Genomic DNA, 19,144 nt, shown 5'->3' on the forward strand with positions numbered 1-19,144 from the left:
CTGCGGCAAAATAATCCACGGCATTTCTGACTCGAATCACACGTTATGCAAGGAACTTTGCGAGGAGAGGACCGGATCCGCGCAACCCTCTGGTGCGAGCCCTGGGCGCATGCGCGCCGACCGCGTAATCCTGCTTTTCCTTAGATGGGTAGTGTACTGGCATGGCGCAGCCAAGGTGAAGAGTCAAAGGCAGAGACGATCTGAAGCACCCTTTCGCGTTTTTCTATACTGGTCGTTCACTAGCAGGAAACGGCAGCTTGTCAGGCTGATTCCCTGCAGCTGCACGCTGGCCTTTTGTCGCTTCCAGGTGGGTCACGAAAGGCCGGATTTCTTGGTCGTCCGGATTCACATACACGACATCAGTGGGCACACGACGAGGAGCGTCAACTGTGAAGAAGATTGCTGGCGACTCCAGTATTTCAGTTATCGCGTGTACAGTGTTCCGCTCAAAGGTCACTAACTGGCCCGCAGTGAGGACGCGAGGCGCTTCGTACGTTGCAGCTTAAGCCGCATGCGCGCAGTGCATGGCCTCATAAGGCAACACGATTTCGCAGCCGCAGGTGCCGGTCTACGCGCCGCAACCGGTATGTCCCACCGGCACCGGTAATCTACACGCCCTGTCCGAATTACTGGTCTGCCTGGTTGGCGCGAGCGTCGGCTTTGCCAGGTAGGCAGACCTGGCCGCGCTCGGCCATCGTTCGAAGGAGCCCGTGCCGGGAATCCCAACATAACATCAATTTAATCTGTGCGTCAGCGTGCATTTACCTTCGACTGTACAGAATGTGGGCTAGTCACTCTCGTTACGACGAGGTGGTGAGATCAAGGCTTCAATGACCGTGTGCGAAGCCGCACCATACCTGAATTCGGGAGGTCATTCACTATGAAGGCTTTTGTCTTTGGAGCACGCGTTGCCGGTGTACTTGCCGCAGCGGCGATGCCCTTTGCACCGCACGCTACGTGCCGAAGCCGAAAATCAGCCTCGCTTGATCGAGAACCCGCCAATGTTGTGAAACTGTCGCAAAGAAGCGTTGGATATTTGAGACTAGTGCGGACGTATGGTCGCAAACTGTCGCCATGATTAAATGGCGGCGCAATCCGCGCGCGACATCTCGCTCGCGCATCATCTTGCGCTGGCTGCTTGCCGACGCGACAGCGGCAACCGGCATCAGATCAACACGTTGCTGCGTTCGGTGTATAGGGCTTACTACCTTCAGCGCATGGGCTTTGGGCAGTTGCCGTTTGCATGTTACGAACACGCTCAAGCGGCGTTCCGAAACGCCGTCGTACTGGCCGCGAAACGCGCCAGGTGGATGATCAGGGAGCAGGACGCCCCCGCAATCGAACGCTTGCTTGCGCTGCACGACCGGCAATTGAGCGAGGCTCCGATGCACCGGGTGGTCGAAGCCGAAAAACAACTCCGCCAATTTGTGGCCGGCACCCGCGCTTCGCCGTTAGTCCCCCCGACATCGGATTAACCGTGATGGTCTTGCTTCCCATGAACGCGTGCACTTTTGAGCGATGCCGCACGCCAACCGTGTAAGCCCCGCGCCCGCTTCATGCTAAAGGCGCATCCCTCGCGCGGCGCGCTGATGGACTGCTGCGACCGAATTGCACAGGTACTGGGTGAGGCACGGGGCGAGCGCGTGATGTCCGCATTTGGAATGCTTGCACGAGGTCATTGGCCTGACGTAGCGCCCGCCGTGACAACCGGCTCGGATTGCTTTCGCGCCGCCAGCGACGGCTCAACTTGCGACACCTGCATCCGATTCGCCGCGTGCGCGCCCCGAGGGTCGTGCAATTGATCCGCGGACCAACCCCCGCCCAGATCGCCGAGCAGCGTGGCCGACGCAACGAGACGCTCCTGCTCCACGCTCAACGCCGTTTGCTGCAGGCTCAATTGGGCGGTCTGCGCGGTAGCGACCGTCGTATAGTCGACGGTCCCGGCCTGGTATTCGTTCAACGCGATTTCGGCCCCGCGCGCCGCGTCGCGCACCGCGCCGTCCAGCACCTGCGATTGTTGCGCGAGAATCCGCAGGCTTGCGAAATCGTCTTCGACATTCTGAAAGGCGGTGAGCACAGTGTTGCGATAATTCGCGACCGCCCCGTTGTAAGCGGCTTTCGTGGCGTCTACGTCGGCGCTGCGCAAGCCGCCGTCGAAAATCGATTGCGATGCAGCAGCGCCTAGCGACCACACGTAGTTCGCCGCGTGCAGCAGACCTGAAAGCGGCGATTCAGCCAAGCCCTCCATGCCCGACAGGGTAATGGTCGGGTAATACGCGGACACCGCGACGCCGATCGCAGCATTCGCTTCAGCCATCTGCCGCTCGGCAGTCGCTATATCGGGGCGCCGCTGCAGAAGCGTCGAAGGCACACTGACGGGTACGTCCGGGAGGACCGGCAGCGCGCTGATGCGCCCGACGTCGAGATCCTCGGGATTGCGCCCCACCAGCACCGCGATCGCGTGTGCATACCTGGCGCGCGAAACCTGCAGCGCGATCAGACTCGAGCGCGCGCTCTCCAGTTGCGTGCGCGCGAGAATAAGATCGGACGGCGGAATCGTGCCGGCCTCGTCCTGGTCGCCGATAACGCGCAGATAACCCTCGTACGCCTTCACCGTCTTTTCCAGCAGATCGATGTTCGCGTCGCTTGTACGCAGATTGATCACCGCTATGGCCAGCGTGACTTGCTCGGACAACGTCGCGTAAGCGAGCATCGCCTCGGTCGCCTGCGCGTTGGCTGCACGCTCTTCGATCGTGCGCCGCACCTGCCCCCAGAGATCGGGCGCCCAGCTGACGTCGCCTTCCAGCGCACCTGCGTTGGCGATCGTTGCTGAGTTACCCGAACGCGTGGCCGAACTGGTGACGCCGATGGTCGGGAACAGGCCGGAGCGCGCCTCGCGTACCTCCGCGAGCGCCTCCTGATAGTTGTAGTAATCCAGTCGAACCGTCTGGTTCGACACCGACACAAGCGGCTCCAGCTGGTCGAGCATCGGATCGTGAAAACCGGTCCACCAGTCGCTTCGTGGAGCGGCCTCGCTCGGCGCGGCCTGGGTCCAGCCGGGCAGCTCGCGATAGGCCACGGGCGTGGCGACCTGTGGCCGGTGATAGTCCGGGCCGACCATGCAGCCTGCGAGCAGGAGCGCGGCGGCGGTCCCGGCCAAGCCGGTACGGGCGGCGCAGCGCAGCCGCCCCTTTAACAAGGGCAACGGCTTCATCTTCATGTCCTCGTATCCGGCAGCCGGTTCCATGGCAGCTTCGCCGACCACAGCGCGAGGCGCGCCCGCAGGCGGTCGAGATACAGGTAAATCACCGGGGTTGTGTAAAGCGTGAATACCTGGCTGAGCAGCAGGCCGCCCACCACCGTCACGCCGAGCGGCTGACGCAGCGAGGCGCCCTGCCCGATGCCGATCGCAAGTGGCACTGCACCCAGCACGGCGGCAGCCGTGGTCATCATGATTGGCCGCAGCCGTACTACGGCTGCCTGGTGAATCGCGCTACGCGCGTCGAGTTTCTGGTCGCGCTGCAACTGGATGGCGACATCCACCATCATGATGCCATTCTTCTTCACGATACCGATCAGCAGGATCATCCCGATGATGGAAATCACGGAAAGCGGCGTGCCGAAGATCAGCAGCGCCAGCGTGGCGCCGATACCTGCCGAGGGCAATGTCGACAGAATGGTAATCGGGTGAATCGTGTTTTCATACAGCACGCCGAGCACGATGTAGACCACGCCCAACGCGGCGAGAATCAGCAACGGCACCGTGCTCATCGACTGCGCGAACGCCTGCGCGGCGCCCGCAAACGCACCATGAATCGAAGCGGGCATGCGGATGTCCTGGCTGGCCTGGGCGATCGCGCGGCTCGCCTCGCTGAGCGACCCGTTCGGAGGCAGGTTGAACGAGATGGTCGCGGCCACGAGCCCGCTCTGGTGATTCACCTGGGTCGCCGTGCGGCTGTTGCTGAACGTCGCGAATGCCGGCAGCGGCATCATCGTTTCGGCGGCTGTGCTGTCCGCGCTACCGCTAGAACTGCCGCCCTTGCTGTTAGCGATGCTGTTGGTCGCCTCGTTCGCTTCTGCATCCGAGTTCAGTGAACTGGTATTCGCGGTGCTGCCCGTGCTATTGACGGCGTCGCTGCCTACCCCGACGGTCGCGCCGGTGGCCAGTGTCTGTGTCGACTGCGGGACTGTGCTTGGCGAATATTGCGTCTGCGCTGTCCCGCTCGCGTTTCCGGCCGCGGTGCTCGCGAAGATCTGATTGAGCGACTGGGGGTGCTGCCAGTATTGCGGCGCGACTTCCATCACGACGAAGTACTGGTTTAGCGGGTTGTAAATTGTTGAGACGGTGCGCTGACCAAACGCGTCATACAGCAAGTTATCCACCTGGTTTGGATCGAAGCCGTAGCGCTTCGCCGTGCTGCGGCTCATGGTCACGTAAGTCTGCAGACCGTTCTGCTGAAGGTCCGAGTTCACGTCCAGGAGTTCGCCCCGATGTTTGTTCAGCTCGGCGACGAGGCGAGGCACCCATTTGTACACTGCCTCGGGATCGTCGCTCGTGAGCGTGTACTGATATTCGGCGGCAGACTGACGGCCGCCGATGCGCAGGTCCTGCTGCGCCTGCATAAACAGCCGCGCGCCAGATACCTGGCTGAGCTTTGGCCGCAGCCGGTTCACCACCTCGGCGGCGCTAACGTGACGCTGGGACAGCGGTTTCAGTTCCACGAACGCATTGGCGGTATTCAACGCCCGCCCGCCGGTAAAGCCCGCCACCGAGGCGACGGCGGGGTCCTTACCGACGATTGATTGCAACTGGGCGAGCTTCTTTTCCATAGCCGGGAACGACACGTTCTGGTCCGCGATGATCTGGCCGATCAGGATGCCGTTGTCCTGCTCGGGAAAGAACGTCGCGGGCAGCAGTTTGAACAGAAATACATTACCAACCAGCAACGCGATCAGCAAAAGGCCGATCAGCATCGAGCGGTCGAGCACCGCATCGAGCGAGCGCGCATAAGCCTGGTTGAAGCGTTCGAACTGCCCGTCCATCCACACAGCCCAATGCGCTTTGGCGTGGCCGGCGCGCTCGCGCGAGAGTACATACGCGCACATCGTGGGCGTAATCGTCAGCGAAATGAGCAGCGAAAACAGGATTGCAATCGACAGGGTGACCGCGAACTCGTGAAACAGCAGCCCCACGACGCCTGGCATCAGCAGGATCGGCAAAAAAACAGCAATGAGCGACAGGCTCATCGAGAACACCGTGAAGCCCACTTCCGCACTACCGCGCAACGCCGCTTCCCGCGGTGACGCGCCTGCTTCCAGATGTCGCGCGATGTTTTCCGTCACGACAACCGCGTCGTCGACAACAAAGCCGGTGCCGATGGTCAGCGCCATCAGTGACAGGTTGTCGATGCTGTAGCCGAGCAGGTACATCGGCCCGAATGTGCCGATGATCGACAGCGGCAGCGCGATGGCCGGGATCAGCGTCAACCGCGGGGACAGCAGGAAAATGAACACGACAACAACCACCAGCAGCACGGCGATTAACAGCGTGCGCTCGGTATCGCTGACCGACGCCTTGACCGACTGCGAATGGTCGATCGCGACACCGACGTGAATGGAACTGGGCAGCGTGGCTTCAATGGCGGGTAGCCGCGCCCGGATCTGCTGGACTGTATTCACAACATTGCTGCCCGGCTCCGGGTAGACGATGACAAGCACTGCCTCCTTGCCATTGTAGAGACCGGCGTTGCGGATGTTCTCATTCGAATCGCGTACGTCCGCGACATCGCGCAGCATCACCGGCGCACCATTGCGGTACGCAATCACGAGATCTCGATACGGCGCGGCGTGGCTGATCTGGTCGTTCGACAGGATCTCATAACGCTGGCCGTTCTGTTCGATGTGACCTTTTGGGCTGTCCGCGTTCGCCGCGCCGAGCGAGGCGCGCACGTCCTCGAGGCCGATACCGTAGCTGTTCAGCTTGCCGGGCTGCAGCTCGACGCGCACCGACGGCAACGCGCCGCCGCCCAGCGTGATCTGTCCAACCCCTTTGATCTGCGAGAGTTGCTGCTGGAGCACCGAGTCCGCGGAGTCGTAGAGCTGCGCCTTGGTCAGTGTGTCCGAGGTCAGCGCGAGCACCATCACCGGCGCATCGGCCGGGTTGTACTGCCGGTATGTCGGGTTCGCGCGCAGCGTCGTCGGCAAGTCCGCGCGCGCCGCCTGGATCGCCGCCTGCACATCCCGCGCCGCGCCGTTGAGGTCGCGGTCAAGCCCAAACTGGATGACGATCATCGACATGCCGACGTAGTTGGTCGACGTCAGCTCGTTGACATCGGCGATAACACCGAGACGCCGTTCGAGCGGTTCGGCCACGGTGGATGCCATGATCTCAGGGCTCGCACCGGCCATCATCGCCTGCACGACGATCACCGGAAATGCGACGTTCGGCAGCGGCGCAACCGGCAAGCGGAAATACGCCAGCAGCCCGGACAACAGGATCGCGATCGCCAGCAGCGTGGTTCCTACCGGCCGCCGGATGAACAGCGCGCTGGGGTTCACGACGTGGGCTCCGTGGCGGCCCCGCCCGGGCCGTCGTCAGGGCCTCGCTCGCGGCCGCCGTTCGTGCTGTTTCCTGCCTCACCGTTTTGCCCATCGTCGCGAACATGATCACGACCACGGCGTCGGCGCAGGCGCCCAGCCATCCGGTCGAAGAACAGATAGATCACCGGCGTGGTGAACAGCGTCAGGATCTGGCTGAACGTAAGGCCGCCGATGATTGCAAGACCCAGCGGCCGGCGCAGCTCCGAGCCCGTGCCGGTGCCCACGAGCATCGGCAATGCGCCCAGCATCGCAGCGAGCGTCGTCATCAGGATTGGACGGAACCTGAGCAACGACGCCTCGAAGACCGCGTCAGCCGGCGACTTGCCCTGCTGCCGCTCGGCCGCCAGTGCGAAGTCGACGATCATGATCGCATTCTTTTTCACGATCCCGATCAGCAGCACAATGCCGATAATCCCGATCACATCCAGATCGCTGCCCGCAATCATCAGCGCAAGCAGCGCACCAATGCCGGCTGACGGGAGCGTCGAAAGGATCGTGACCGGATGGACGAAGCTCTCGTAAAGCACGCCAAGCACAATGTACACGGCAACCAATGCGGCAATCAGCAGATAGACCTCGCTCGACAGCGAGTCCTCGAAGGCTGCCGCCGCGCCTTGGAACGACGGCGTGATCGACGGCGGCAAAGCGATCTCCTGCTCTGCCTTGCGGATCTCGGCCACTGCGGTGCTGAGCGACGCGCCGCTCGCCAGATTGAACGAGATTGTCACGACCGGGAACTGCGCGAGATGGTTAATCGACAGTGGCGATTTCGTCAGGCGGATTTTCGCGATCTCGCGTAGCGGGACTTGGCCCGCGCTGCTGGTCTGGCTCGGCAGGTACAGGTCGCCGAGGGACTCGACATTCGGCATCGACTGGGGCTTGGCCACGAGGATCACGCGGTACTGGTCCGACTGCTCGAAGATGGTCGACACAATGCGCTGCCCGAGCGAGTCGTACAACACATTGTCGATCGTTGCAGGCGTGATGCCGTAGCGCGCCGCCAACTGCCGATTCACCTCGACGTCAACGCTCAGACCCTTGCTGTCCTCATCGCTCTGTACGTCCGTGATCGATGAAATCTGCTTCATCTTCGCCATCAGCTCTGGCACAACCTGGCTGAACGCCTGCTGGCTCGGCCCGCGCAACGCCAAGCTGTACCGGTTCGGCGATACCGTCGTATCGAGCGTGAGGTCTTGCTCCGGCCGCAGATAGAGCCGGATGCCGGGCACTTGCGCCCCTTCGTCCTGCAGCCGGCGTGCAATCTGCAATGCGCTCAGCGAGCGCTGGTCGTGCGGGCGCAGGTTGATCAGGAAGCGGCCGTTGTTCAGCGTCGTGTTGATCCCGTCGATGCCGACATACGACGTAATCGATGTGACGTCGGGATCCTTCAGGATCGCGTCAGCCAGCTTCGCCTGGCGGTTCACCATCGCGTCATACGACACCGAGTTGTCCGCCACGCTGATGCCCTGGATGACACCCACGTCCTGCACTGGAAAGAGACCCTTCGGAATGGCGATATACAGCATGACCGTGAGCGCCATCGCCGCTAGCGCGATGACCAGCGTGAGCGTCTGATGGCGGAGCACCCAGCGCAATCCGCGCTCATAGACATTCAGCGTGCGGTTGAAGATGCCCTCGCTGATCCGCTCGAAAGCACTCGGATGGCGTTGCACCTTCGCGCGAAGGATTCGGGCACACAGCATCGGCACCAGCGTCAGCGACACCACCCCGGAAATGACGATGGTGACAGCCAGCGTGGCCGCGAACTCACTGAACAGCCGGCCAATCACGCCACCCATGAACAGCAGCGGAATCAGCACCGCGATAAGCGATACGGTCAGCGACAGGATCGTAAAGCCGATTTCGCCGGCTCCCGCCAATGCCGCTTCCAGCGGGTTCATCCCCTCTTCGAGGTAGCGAACGATGTTCTCGATCATCACGATCGAATCGTCGACGACGAAACCCGTTGCGATGATCAGCGCCATCAGCGACAAGTTGTCGATCGAGTAATGCAGTTCGTACATCACCGCAAGCGTGCCGATCAGCGAGACGGGCACCGAGATGCTGGGGATGATCGTCGAGGGGAGGTTGCGCAAGAACACGAAGATCACCATCACCACCAGCGCGATGGCGAGTATCAGCTCGACTGCCGCATCGGATACCGACGAACGGATCACCCCAGTGCTGTCCGACACCACGCTGACCTGCATACCGGCCGGCAGCGTCGATTCAAGCGCGGGCAACTGCTTCTTGATCTGGTTGACCGTGGCGATCACGTTTGCGCCGGGCTGGCGCTGCACGTTCAGCAGGATCGCCGGCGTGTGGTTGATCCATGCACCGCGCTCGACGTCCTGCGGAGCAGTCGACACATGCGCGACATCGCGCAGGAAGACCGGTGCACCATTCTGATACGCAATGACAGTGTCGAGATAGTCTTTCGGGTCGCTGATCTGGTCGTTGCCATTGATCGTGTAATCCAGCTCCGGCCCGTCGAAATTGCCTTTCGGCTGGCTGATATTCACGTTGGCGAGCAGCGTACGCAGGTCGTCGATATTCAGACCGTACCCGGCAAGCTTGTGCGGGTCCGCCTCCACTCGAACCGCCGGCACGTTGCCGCCCGCCGTCGTGACAAGACCGACGCCTGGCACCTCCGAAATCTTCGAACCGAGCCGATTGTTCGCGACGTCCTGCAACTGGGTAAGCGGCATCGACTTCGACGTCACGGCAAGCGTGAGAATCGGCTGGTCAGCGGGGTTAACCTTAGCGTATGTGGGCGGTGCGGGCAATCCGCTCGGCAGAAAACTGTTGGCCGCGTTGATCGCCTGTTGCACGTCCTGCTCGGCAACGTCGAGGCTTAGCGAAAGGTCGAACTGCAACGTAATGACCGACGCGCCTTCCGAGCTGTACGAGACCATCTGCTGCAAACCGGGGATTTCTCCCAGTTGGACCTCGAGCGGCGCGGTCACGGTGGTGGCCATCACGTCCGGGCTCGCACCCGGATAGAACGTTTGTACCTGGATGGTCGGATAGTCGACATCGGGCAACGACGACACGGGCAGAAAGCGCATCGCGACGATGCCCACCAGCACGAGCGCGATCACCACCAGCAGGGTGGCGACCGGCCGCAGAATGAATAGACGGGAAATATTCATCAACTCGCGTGCCGGCTGCTCACGACGCCGCCGCGGCGCTTGCCGCATGCCTGTACTGATGTGCGTGCTGCGGGGCGGCCGCCGGTGTGCGATGCCCCGGTTCGCCGGCAGCGGCCACACGGACCCGCGCGCCATCGCTCAACCGGTCCATGCCGTCGGTTACGACGTTCTGCCTTGGTGAGAGCCCGGACATGATCACGGTGTTTTTGCCATCGCTCGGCCCAAGCGTAACCTTGTGCACGGACACCGTATCGTCGGGGTTGACGAGATAGACGTAGTCGCCCGGCGCGCCGCTTTGCACCGCAGGCGTCGGCACGAGCACGGCGTCATGCAGCGTATCCACCAGCAGCTTCACGTTGACGAACTCGTTCGGGAACAGTGCTTCATCATCGTTCGGGAAGGTCGCGCGCAACGTGACGGTGCCAGTCGCGGTCGCCATCTGGTTGCTGATCGCGTACAGGGTGCCGGTCGCGAGCTGCTTCGTGTTGTCGCTCGAATAGACCGTCACCGGTAGCTTTGTGCCGGCGCCGAAACGCTGCAGCACGTTCGACAGCGCGTCCTGCGGCACCGTGAACTGCACTGTCGTCGGCTTCATCTGCGTGAGCACGACAATACCCGTTGTGCTCGATGCGGTGACGTAGTTGCCCGGGTCGACTAGCCGCAAGCCCACCCGACCCGACACCGGCGCGGTAATCCGACAGTAAGTCAGGTCGAGTTCGTACTGCGCGATGCTGGCGAGGTCGGCCTTGACCATCGCCTGATTCTGCTGCACCGTGAATTTCTCGTCTTCGTACGTCTGGCCTGCAATCGACTGACGCTCGGCGAGCTCGGCGTACCGCGCAAGATCGGCCTGGGCCTGGGCGAGGCTCGCCCGGTCTTTTGCCAGTTGCGCTTCTGCCTGTTGCTTGTCGATCTCGTACTGACGCGGATCGATCTGCGCGAGGAACTGGCCCTTCACGACCTCCTGGCCCTCCTGGTAACCGACCTCGGTGAGGTAGCCGCTTAACTGCGGCAGGACGGTGACTGTGGCGACCGGCGTGACCGTGCCCAGTGCCGCCATGACCTCCGGCATGTCACCTTGGCTTGCAGCGGTCACCGTCACTACTTGCGCAGCCGGTCGGCGATTTGCCGGCCTCCGATGCAGCAGATGGAACGCGATCAGTATCAGTAGCAGCGCGGCAAGCAGGATCATTACGATGCGCCAGCGCAGCGATCGCCGTATTCCCGACGTAGCGACGGGTTCACTCATGCGAAGCTCCAGGTCCGGAGATGGGTACGATTGATTGCTACATGCGGATTCTTTGGGCGTAGTCGCTGCGTGGTCAATAGGCCGGATGCGGTCTACCGACCTACCCCCGTGAAATACCTTTCGACTAACGGGCGAACGGTTCAAAATGATTACGAGCGCGCCCAGCGCAAAATCGGGTTACTAAATAGGCCTTCATCCACTAACCGGTTGCGGTGCGTTCGCCCGCGCTTTAAGGTTGCGATGATCCTGTTCGGCTTGACGAACTCGAGTGTGAAGCGCTTGACCAAGCGCATGATCGTCGTGTCCCACAGGGACTTCCTTCGGGGCGTGCGCCAGCGAAAGGCCACGCTCGGACATCATCTCGACCAGATTCCGCAGGCTCAGTTTGTAACGCAGGTACCAACGAACGCATAAGACGATGACTTCGCGGTGGAAATGGCGGCCTTCGAACAGCTTGTCTATGTTCCTCAGCTTACTGATCTGTTGTCCTGCGCGCGTCAAAATCCTGAGTTCAACCCATCGGCCTTCAGATTTGCACCATAGCCGTCAAAAGGCGCTATGCCAATCCATCCAGTCATAGTGACCACGACTCTGGCTCCACGCCCAATTTGGACGCGGCATCGGCGACGCGAGCGCCTTGTGGCCGCGCTCGCCTTGTGCCAGTTCGGCGCCGGTAGGCGGTCGGAGTTCGTCAGCGTTGGCATTTTCCGCCTTCGCGCCGTTTCGTACACGTTGGTACATTGCGTCGTTCTCCCGAGAAAATGCTCACGAAAATCTAAGTGCGTTTAAGCTTCGGCCCCCACTACCGAACGTCAGAGCTGACTGCCGCCCGGCTCGTCTGACGCCAACGGGCCCGCGTGGCATCCGCCAAACCTCGCTCCTCAGGCCTCGCAATTATTGGGCTGCTCGCGGTTACCTGTGCACGAAACATTAACAGTTCCCTTCCTTGCCCAGCCCTGCGGTAGACCACCGTTGTTGCCCATCGCGAATGATCTTCTACCGTTTAGAAACGGAACTGCTCAAACGCGGGCCGACGCGACGCGTCAGGCACGAACGACCCGTGTCGATCGCAGTCTCCCGTGAATATGGCGAAAGAAAGTAGCCGACCGTGACTTGTGAGGCACTTGAGCATCAGTGACCGAAGTAGATCGAGTGAGTACCTGCGGTTGTCGTCGGTGCACCCGCCTGCGAGGAACCATCCGACACTCCCCCTACGCCCGTGTCGCTCGGCGCCGAGGCATCCGGCGCATGAAGACGCGCCTCCGCCGCCTGGATATCCTCCGGATAGTGCAGATCATTGGCGCTCGGCCGGTACCCGGCCTGTTCGAGTCGAACCAGGTCCGCGCGCACTTCGGCACGCGTCAACGGCGCAGTAGCATCCTGTGCAAACGAGATGGCAGGGGCGGCGAGTACGCCGGCAACCAGTGCCGCAAAGACAAGAGCCTTCATATTGGATTACCTCCTGAATTTAGTTATGGTCGGCTTCGCACGCGATGCCTGAAGCCTCCGATCTCACCACGTCGTCATAACGAGAGTGAGCAGACCTTATTCTGTACAGCGAAGGGTTGATGCACGCTGACGCTAACATTACATTGCTGTCATGTTCGGATTCTTGACTGGGGTCGGTTCGATATCGACGTGATTGACGTTCGATCCGGACAAACCGGCCCCACTATTTTCACGAAGCCGACCCAATCGTCCGGCAAATACGCGTCCCTTCTCACATTCGCTTGACAGAAAAACCGGAACTTGACTGGCCCCCGGGCGCCTATCGCGTTTGTGGTGCCCTGGCGCGTACGCTGGGGGCCGCAGAAAACGGTTGCCCAGTTCCTGATCCGCGCCGGTCGCGAATTTCCCCTGACCTCCGAGTCTGATGTGGCGCACACCCATGAGGTGCTGCACGGTCAAGAGGATCACGTGTTTCTCGATGCGGGTTACACGGGGGTGCACAAGCGCGAAGAGATAGTGAAGGCGCAAGCCAACGGTGCCATCAAGACAGAGGTGCGGTGGTCGGTGGCGATGAAGCGAGCCAAGCTCAAGGGCATGGCCGAAGGGCCGCTGAAGCAGTTGACGCAGGCCCTGGAAAAGGTCAAAGCGCAAATCCGGGTGCGGGTTGAACATCCGTTTCATGTGGTGAAGAACTTGTTCAACCACAAGAAGGCTCGCTACCGGGGCCTGGCTAAAAACGGTGCGCAGTACGATACCTTGTTTGCGCTGGGCAATTTGGTGATTGCAAAGAAAGCGTTGTTGCAATCAATGGAGAACTCCGTCTGCGAGGCGCCATAGAGCGCAAAAACGGGGGCGAAAGTCCCGCAGAAGTGAAAATTCTCAGTGGCTAACGGGCAAATCCGCTGCCGCCTCACGAAAGAATCCGCATCGTGCGCACAGCGTTGCACGATGCTGCTTTGTTCAGCGTTTCCCTAGCGCAGCCTTCGCCATCATCCCAAGCGCCACGCAGATCAACACTCCCGCGAAACCCACCTGCACATGCCGCGCGGAGAGACGGTGCGAGGCCAGCCGCCCGGTCACCATGCCGGCGCCCGTCGCCAGGCTGAACCATAGGGTCGGGTCGAGCGGCAGCGGCGCGCCGTGCAGGACCGTCGCGACGACACCGCCGCTGCCGACCAGCGCTATCACCATCAGCGACGTAGCGACGATGCCGTGCATCGACACGTTGGTCAGCTTGCGCAGCATCGGCACGATGATGAAGCCGCCACCCACCCCGAGCAGCCCCGTCATCAGCCCGGTCAACGCGCCGGTTGCCGCAAGTGCGGCGCCCGTGGTCCATGACCAGATCAGCCGCCCGGTGTCGGGATTGATGCGGGCGACGCAAAACCGTGAGTCCACGCGGTCCGGTCGCCCCCGCCGCAAAGCCTGTGATAACAGCCGTCCGGCCACCACCAGCATGACGGTGGCAAACAGCGCCAATAGCACGCGTTGTGGTAACGCATGCGCGAGGCGCACACCGAGCAAGGTCAGTGGCACACCGGCTGCGGCCATGAATAGCGCGGCGCGGTAACGGACGAGCCGCTGCCGGAATGCTTCAAGCGCACCGATAGCAGCGCTGCCGGCCACGGCGACCAGCGCGACCGGCGTCGCCTGCTGCATCGGCCAGCCCATGCCGGCCACCAGCGCCGGAACGGCCAGTATGCCGCCGCCCGCGCCGGTCAGGCCGAGCACCGCGCCAACGATGGCGCCAAGGATAAGTGAAGTTAGCATGAGAAATCGGACAGTTTGTTAGCCACCGCCGAGTTAGCCCAGCCGGCCTGATTTCAGACGATGGCGCGAAAGCCAGCGGCCTTGATTGTTTGCAGGTCGGATGCTGCAACCTGTTGCGATACCGCCAGCCCGGGCATCAGTCTCGTGATGTCCAGCGGCTGCTCCTGCTGCTTCTATTAACTACGGCCGCCCGCTCAGATTGCGTTGAGGGGAATCTTGAGATACGGCACTCCGTTATCTTCCGGATCGGGCAGATGTCCCGCGCGCATGTTGACCTGCACTGACGGCAACATCAGCACCGGCATGTTGAGTGTCGCGTCGCGCGCGGTACGCATCGCAACGAAGGCGTCCTCGCCGATACCGTTGCGTACATGGACGTTGTGTTCGCGTTCCTCGGCTACCGTGCTGACAAACTGCAAAGGCCGCCCGCCCGGCTGGTAGTCGTGGCACATGTATAGCTTCGTCTCCGCCGGCAGGCTCAACACCTTGTTGATTGACCGGTACAGCGTACGGGCGTCGCCGCCGGGAAAGTCGCAGCGCGCGGTGCCATAGTCGGGCATGAACAGGGTGTCGCCGACAAAGGCTGCGGTCTGCCCGCCGTCGCTGACCACGTAGGTCATGCAGGCCGGCGTATGGCCCGGGGTATGGATCGCGCGCGCCTGCAACGCTCCGACCACGAATGTTTCGCCGTCGGAGAGCAGGTGATCGAACTGGCTACCATCGTGCGCGAATCTCGAACCGGCGTTGAACAGCTTGCCGAACTCGTCTTGCACGCGCGTCACCTGCGCGCCGATCGCAATCTTTCCGCCGAGTCTTTCCTTGAGGTAGGGCGCGGCGGACAGATGGTCGGCGTGCACGTGGGTTTCGAGAAGCCACTGGACCTTCACGCCAAGCTCGCGGACGCGAGACACGAGCTTGTCGGCGGTCGTCGTGGAGGTGCGGCCTGACTTGGGGTCATAGTCGAGAACACTGTCGATCAGTGCACAGTCGCCCGTGTGGACATCCAGCAAAAGGTAACTGACCGTCCAGGTACCGGGGTCGAAGAAGCCTTCGACCTGCATGGGGCTCGCGGTAGTCAACGTCATCTCCTCAAACACTCCGGGCGATCGATTTCTCAAAGCAACGCCGCGCTGCTATCTTGTCCCGATGAAGCCACGGGAAGGACGCGGTTAGTACGATTTATACGGCAGGAACTTGCCAGACAGCAGCACCTTGACGCGGTCGCCCTTCGGATCGGCCTCACGCTGGATATCCATCGAAAAATCGATCGCGCTCATGATGCCGTCGCCGAACTCTTCGTGAATCAGTTCCTTGATCGTGGTGCCGTACACGCTGACGATTTCGTACCAGCGGTAGATCAACGGATCGGTCGGCACTGCAGTCTCGAGCGAACCTTTGTACGGGACGATCTGCAACCACGCGACGGCCTCGTCCGGCAGCCCGAAAATCTCACCGGCAATCTCGGCCTGCTGCTTGCTGAAGGTCATCTGGCCGAGGCAAGCGGCCGTCGTCCACTCCTTGCTCTGGCCGATCTTGCCGGCAACCTCACTCCACTTCAGGCCCTTCGCGACCTTGGCGGAAACGATCATCTGCGTTACTTCATTGCGGCTGGCAATCATAGGTGGCTCCTTGGGTGAGAAATCAGGCAATTGCCTTGAGATTGGGTCCGGCAGGCCGCGCGATCGCGACCGGCGCGGCTGCGCCGTCATCGAGCCCGGGATAAACGAGCCGGGTTGTGGCGGCGGGCACGCGCCCGGTATCGGGTCGGTCGCCGTGGGAGGCGCTCAGTTCTCTCGAACGCCGCACCAGAAAGTCGACCAGATAATTGCGGATTCGATAAAACTGCGGATCATGGTGCATGGTCTCGCGCTGACGGTTAGCCGGCAGCGTGTTGACGACGATCTCGGCGATCCGGGCGCGCGGCCCGTTGCTCATCAGCATGATCTTGTTCGACAGCAGAATCGCTTCGTCGACGTCGTGCGTGATCATGAACACGGTCTGCTGCGTCGCGGTGCAGATTTTCAGCAATTCATCCTGGATCACACCGCGCGTCAACGCGTCGAGGGCGCCGAACGGCTCGTCGAGCAGCAGCATGCGCGGCTCGATCGCAAACGCCCGCGCGATGCCGACGCGCTGCTTCATGCCGCCAGACAACTCCGACGGCTTCTTCTTTTCGGCGCCCTTCAGGCCGACCATCTCGATGAAGCGTTTGCCGTGCACGGCGATCTGCTCGCGTGTCCAGTCCGGATAGCGCGAGCGCACCGCGAACGCGATGTTGCCTTCCACGGTCATCCACGGCAGCAGCGCATGGTTCTGAAACACCACGCCGCGATCGAGCCCCGGTCCGGAAATTTCGCGATTGCGCACGATCACGTGCCCCTCGCTGGGCTGCTCGAGACCGGCCAGCACGTTCAGAATGGTGCTTTTGCCACAGCCGGAATGGCCGATTACGCAAATGAATTCGCCCTGCTCGATCGTGAAGCTGACGTTTTCGAATACCGGCGGCAGGTCGTCGCGATAGCGCTTGGTCAGTCCTTCGACGCTGACGAAACTCGTCGCGCCGGACGTCTGGGCATTGGACTTAGTCGACATAGGTCACCTTGCGCTGAAGTTGGGCGAACAGCAGGTCGAGTGTCATGCCGACCAGACCGATGAGCAATACCGAGAACAACACGTTGGCCAGTGACAGGTTGTTCCATTGGTTCCACAGGAAGTAGCCGATCCCGGTGCCGCCGACCAGCATTTCGGCCGCGACGATCACGAGCCACGCAATGCCCATCGAAATCCGCATACCGGTGACGATGGTGGGCGCCGCCGCGGGCAGCACGACCCGCAGCGCGCTGCGCAATGGCGGCACTTCAAGCGTGCGCGCCACGTTGAGCCAGTCGCGCCGCACCCCGGCGACGCCGAACGCGGTATTGACGAGCATGGGCCACACCGAGCAGATGAAGATCACGAATACCGCCGAGGCCGACGAACTCTTGATCGTGTACAACGCGATCGGCATCCAGGCGAGCGGCGAAATCGGCTTCAGCACCTGGATGAACGGATTGAAGGCGAGGAACGCAAGCCGTGACATGCCGATCACAAAACCGAGCGGCACCGCAACCAGCAGCGCAATCGCGTAACCGGCCGCGACCCGCACGAGCGAATAGCCGAGCTGGATGCCGACGCCCTTGTCGTTCGGTCCGTTGTCGCGGAACGGATGCGCGAGCTGACGTGCGGCCTCGTGCGCGAACTCGGCGGGCGATGGGAAGCCGGTGACCTTTATCGAATCCGCCGCAGCGCCGCCAGCACCCGGATCGGGCGCCTTGCCCATCAGCACTGCATACTCCGCGGCCTCGGCACTCGTGGCTTTCGATGCCGTCGCCGCGGCTGTCGCGGCCGGCGTCTTCGGCAGCGTCGCGGCCTGCCAGATGACCAGCAGCAGCGCGAGCAATACAAGCGAGCATAGCGCCGCCTTGCCTCTCAACGTGAATCGTCGAATTGGAGTCATTCAGTTTCCCCTGCGTTCAGGCACGTTTGATGGCAAAGCCATTGAGGTAAGCGTCGGGTCGGTTCGCGTCGAAAGTTCGACCCATCACCGTGATCGGCCGGTAGCCGCCGTTATCCGCGATATCCGGTGGTGTCTCACCAAGCTGCTTCATCGCGTTGCGCGCGTCGGTCAACAGGAATACCTGCTGCGCGAGCGAACGATAGTCAACGCCGCCCTTCAGATAGCCCCAACGCTTCATCTGCGTCATCATCCAGGTCGCCATCGAATACCACGGCAGCGGCTGGAAATCGATTCGATCCGCAACGCGGTGCACGTGGCCAATGCCGTCCGCATAGGTGCCGGTCAGCACCTGCCGGATCACCAGCTCGGGCTGATTCAGATAGGCAGGCGCGGCAATCATTTTCGACAACCCGGCGCGATGCGCAGGGTCGCTCGCATAGGCGGACGCGCGCAGATTCGCACGCAGCAGCGCGGCGAACGCGTTCGGGTTCTGCCGCACGAACGCATCGGGCACACTGAACGAGCAGCAGGGGTGCCCCGCCCAGATATCCTTCGACAGAATATGAATGAAACCGACCTCGTCGAATACCGCGCGCTGGTTAAACGGATCGGGTCCCAGAAATCCGTCGATGTTGCCCGCGCGCAGGTTCGCGATCATCTCCGCGGGCGGCGTCACACGCAGTTGCACATCGCGATCCGGATCGATGCCATGCTCCGCGAGGTAATAGCGCAGCAGAAAGCTGTGCATCGAATAGTCGAACGGAATCGCGAAGCGAAAACCCTTCCAGTTGCGCGGGTCGCGGTTGTCCTTGTGTTTGAGCGCCAGCACGATGGCCTGGCCGTTCACGTTCTGGATCGTCGCGACGCGCGTCGGCGTGGGCTGGGAACCGACGCCAAGCGAAATCGCGAGCGGCATCGGCGCGAGCATGTGCGATGCGTCGAGTTCGCGATTCAGCATCCGGTCGCGCACCAGCGCCCACCCGCCCAACTTGTTCAGCGTGACGTTCAGCCCTTCCTCTTTGTAAAAGCCGAGCGGTTCCGCGGCGATCAGCGGCGTGGCGCAGGTGATCGGCAGAAAGCCGACGTTGAGGTCGCGCTTCTCCAGCTGTGTGGCTTTCGTTGCTGCGAAAGCCTGCTGCAGCGACGCGATCGGCAGCACGCTGTACACGGCGGCGATAGCCGTGCTCTTGCCGACCGCACGGATAAAGGCACGCCGCATCGCGTTGCGCGGAAAGAGTGCGCGTACGGCCGCGGCTTCGACGGCATCGCACCACGCGGCTTCAGTGTCCGCGCTGCTTCCGTCATGCGCGTCGTGCGCGGCGCCCGTCGTGGCGGCGCGGTGCGCGGCCTGGTCCGCATGGCGGCCGCACGAGCAGCCTCCCAGCGTGCTGCCGGGCTCGAACGGTTGATAGCGGTTACTCATGGGGT

General features: G+C 62.1%; 12 protein-coding genes and 2 pseudogenes. 1 reads left to right on the forward strand and 13 read right to left on the reverse strand.

Annotated features, from left to right (window positions below; translation table 11 throughout):
* Positions 1 to 953: 953 nt before the first annotated feature.
* The 7 genes and pseudogenes from RW095_RS04450 to RW095_RS04480 form a co-directional block, all read right to left on the reverse strand.
* A complete protein-coding gene (locus RW095_RS04450; RefSeq protein WP_317016625.1) occupies positions 954 to 1,424 on the reverse strand; it encodes a hypothetical protein in 471 nt (156 codons plus the stop codon).
* A gap of 251 nt (positions 1,425 to 1,675) precedes the next feature.
* Positions 1,676 to 3,220, reverse strand: coding sequence for an efflux transporter outer membrane subunit (locus tag RW095_RS04455; RefSeq protein ID WP_317016626.1), 1,545 nt, complete (start codon positions 3,218 to 3,220; stop codon positions 1,676 to 1,678).
* Complete coding sequence (locus RW095_RS04460; protein ID WP_317016628.1) at positions 3,217 to 6,558, reverse strand: efflux RND transporter permease subunit; 3,342 nt, start codon at positions 6,556 to 6,558, stop codon at positions 3,217 to 3,219. Before RW095_RS04460 ends, RW095_RS04455 begins: the two co-directional genes overlap by 4 nt.
* Positions 6,555 to 9,752, reverse strand: a complete 3,198-nt coding sequence (locus tag RW095_RS04465; protein WP_317016629.1) for an efflux RND transporter permease subunit — start codon at positions 9,750 to 9,752, stop codon at positions 6,555 to 6,557. The genes RW095_RS04460 and RW095_RS04465 overlap by 4 nt, the downstream gene beginning before the upstream one ends.
* Positions 9,753 to 9,771: 19 nt before the next feature.
* Positions 9,772 to 11,001: an efflux RND transporter periplasmic adaptor subunit gene (locus tag RW095_RS04470; protein ID WP_317016631.1), complete on the reverse strand. Its 1,230-nt coding sequence runs from the start codon at positions 10,999 to 11,001 to the stop codon at positions 9,772 to 9,774.
* A 327-nt stretch (positions 11,002 to 11,328) separates the two neighbouring features.
* Positions 11,329 to 11,463: pseudogene (locus RW095_RS04475) on the reverse strand (IS6 family transposase); the annotation flags it as partial.
* A 669-nt stretch (positions 11,464 to 12,132) separates the two neighbouring features.
* A complete protein-coding gene (locus tag RW095_RS04480) occupies positions 12,133 to 12,450 on the reverse strand; it encodes a DUF4148 domain-containing protein (protein ID WP_317016632.1) in 318 nt (105 codons plus the stop codon).
* Between the two features lie 414 nt (positions 12,451 to 12,864).
* On the opposite strand from RW095_RS04480, the pseudogene RW095_RS04485 reads away from it, so the two are divergent.
* Positions 12,865 to 13,287 (forward strand): annotated as a pseudogene (locus RW095_RS04485) (transposase); the annotation flags it as partial.
* A gap of 123 nt (positions 13,288 to 13,410) precedes the next feature.
* On the opposite strand, the gene RW095_RS04490 reads toward RW095_RS04485, so the two are convergent.
* The 6 genes from RW095_RS04490 to RW095_RS04515 form a co-directional block, all read right to left on the reverse strand.
* Positions 13,411 to 14,220, reverse strand: coding sequence for a sulfite exporter TauE/SafE family protein (locus RW095_RS04490; RefSeq protein WP_317016634.1), 810 nt, complete (start codon positions 14,218 to 14,220; stop codon positions 13,411 to 13,413).
* 194 nt (positions 14,221 to 14,414) lie between these two features.
* Complete coding sequence (locus tag RW095_RS04495) at positions 14,415 to 15,305, reverse strand: MBL fold metallo-hydrolase (protein WP_317014787.1); 891 nt, start codon at positions 15,303 to 15,305, stop codon at positions 14,415 to 14,417.
* An 84-nt stretch (positions 15,306 to 15,389) separates the two neighbouring features.
* Entirely contained in the window at positions 15,390 to 15,839 is a 450-nt protein-coding gene (gene cynS, locus RW095_RS04500) for a cyanase (protein ID WP_317014789.1), read from the reverse strand.
* Positions 15,840 to 15,861: 22 nt separating this feature from the next.
* Complete coding sequence (locus RW095_RS04505; protein ID WP_317014790.1) at positions 15,862 to 16,812, reverse strand: ABC transporter ATP-binding protein; 951 nt, start codon at positions 16,810 to 16,812, stop codon at positions 15,862 to 15,864.
* On the reverse strand, positions 16,802 to 17,716 hold the full coding sequence (gene ntrB / locus RW095_RS04510) for a nitrate ABC transporter permease (protein WP_317014792.1): 915 nt from the start codon (positions 17,714 to 17,716) through the stop codon (positions 16,802 to 16,804). The genes RW095_RS04505 and ntrB overlap by 11 nt, the downstream gene beginning before the upstream one ends.
* A 16-nt stretch (positions 17,717 to 17,732) precedes the next feature.
* Positions 17,733 to 19,139: a CmpA/NrtA family ABC transporter substrate-binding protein gene (locus RW095_RS04515; protein WP_317014793.1), complete on the reverse strand. Its 1,407-nt coding sequence runs from the start codon at positions 19,137 to 19,139 to the stop codon at positions 17,733 to 17,735.
* Positions 19,140 to 19,144: the final 5 nt, after the last annotated feature.

The sequence above is a fragment of the Paraburkholderia kirstenboschensis genome, from assembly GCF_032806925.1.
GTDB lineage: Bacteria > Pseudomonadota > Gammaproteobacteria > Burkholderiales > Burkholderiaceae > Paraburkholderia > Paraburkholderia kirstenboschensis.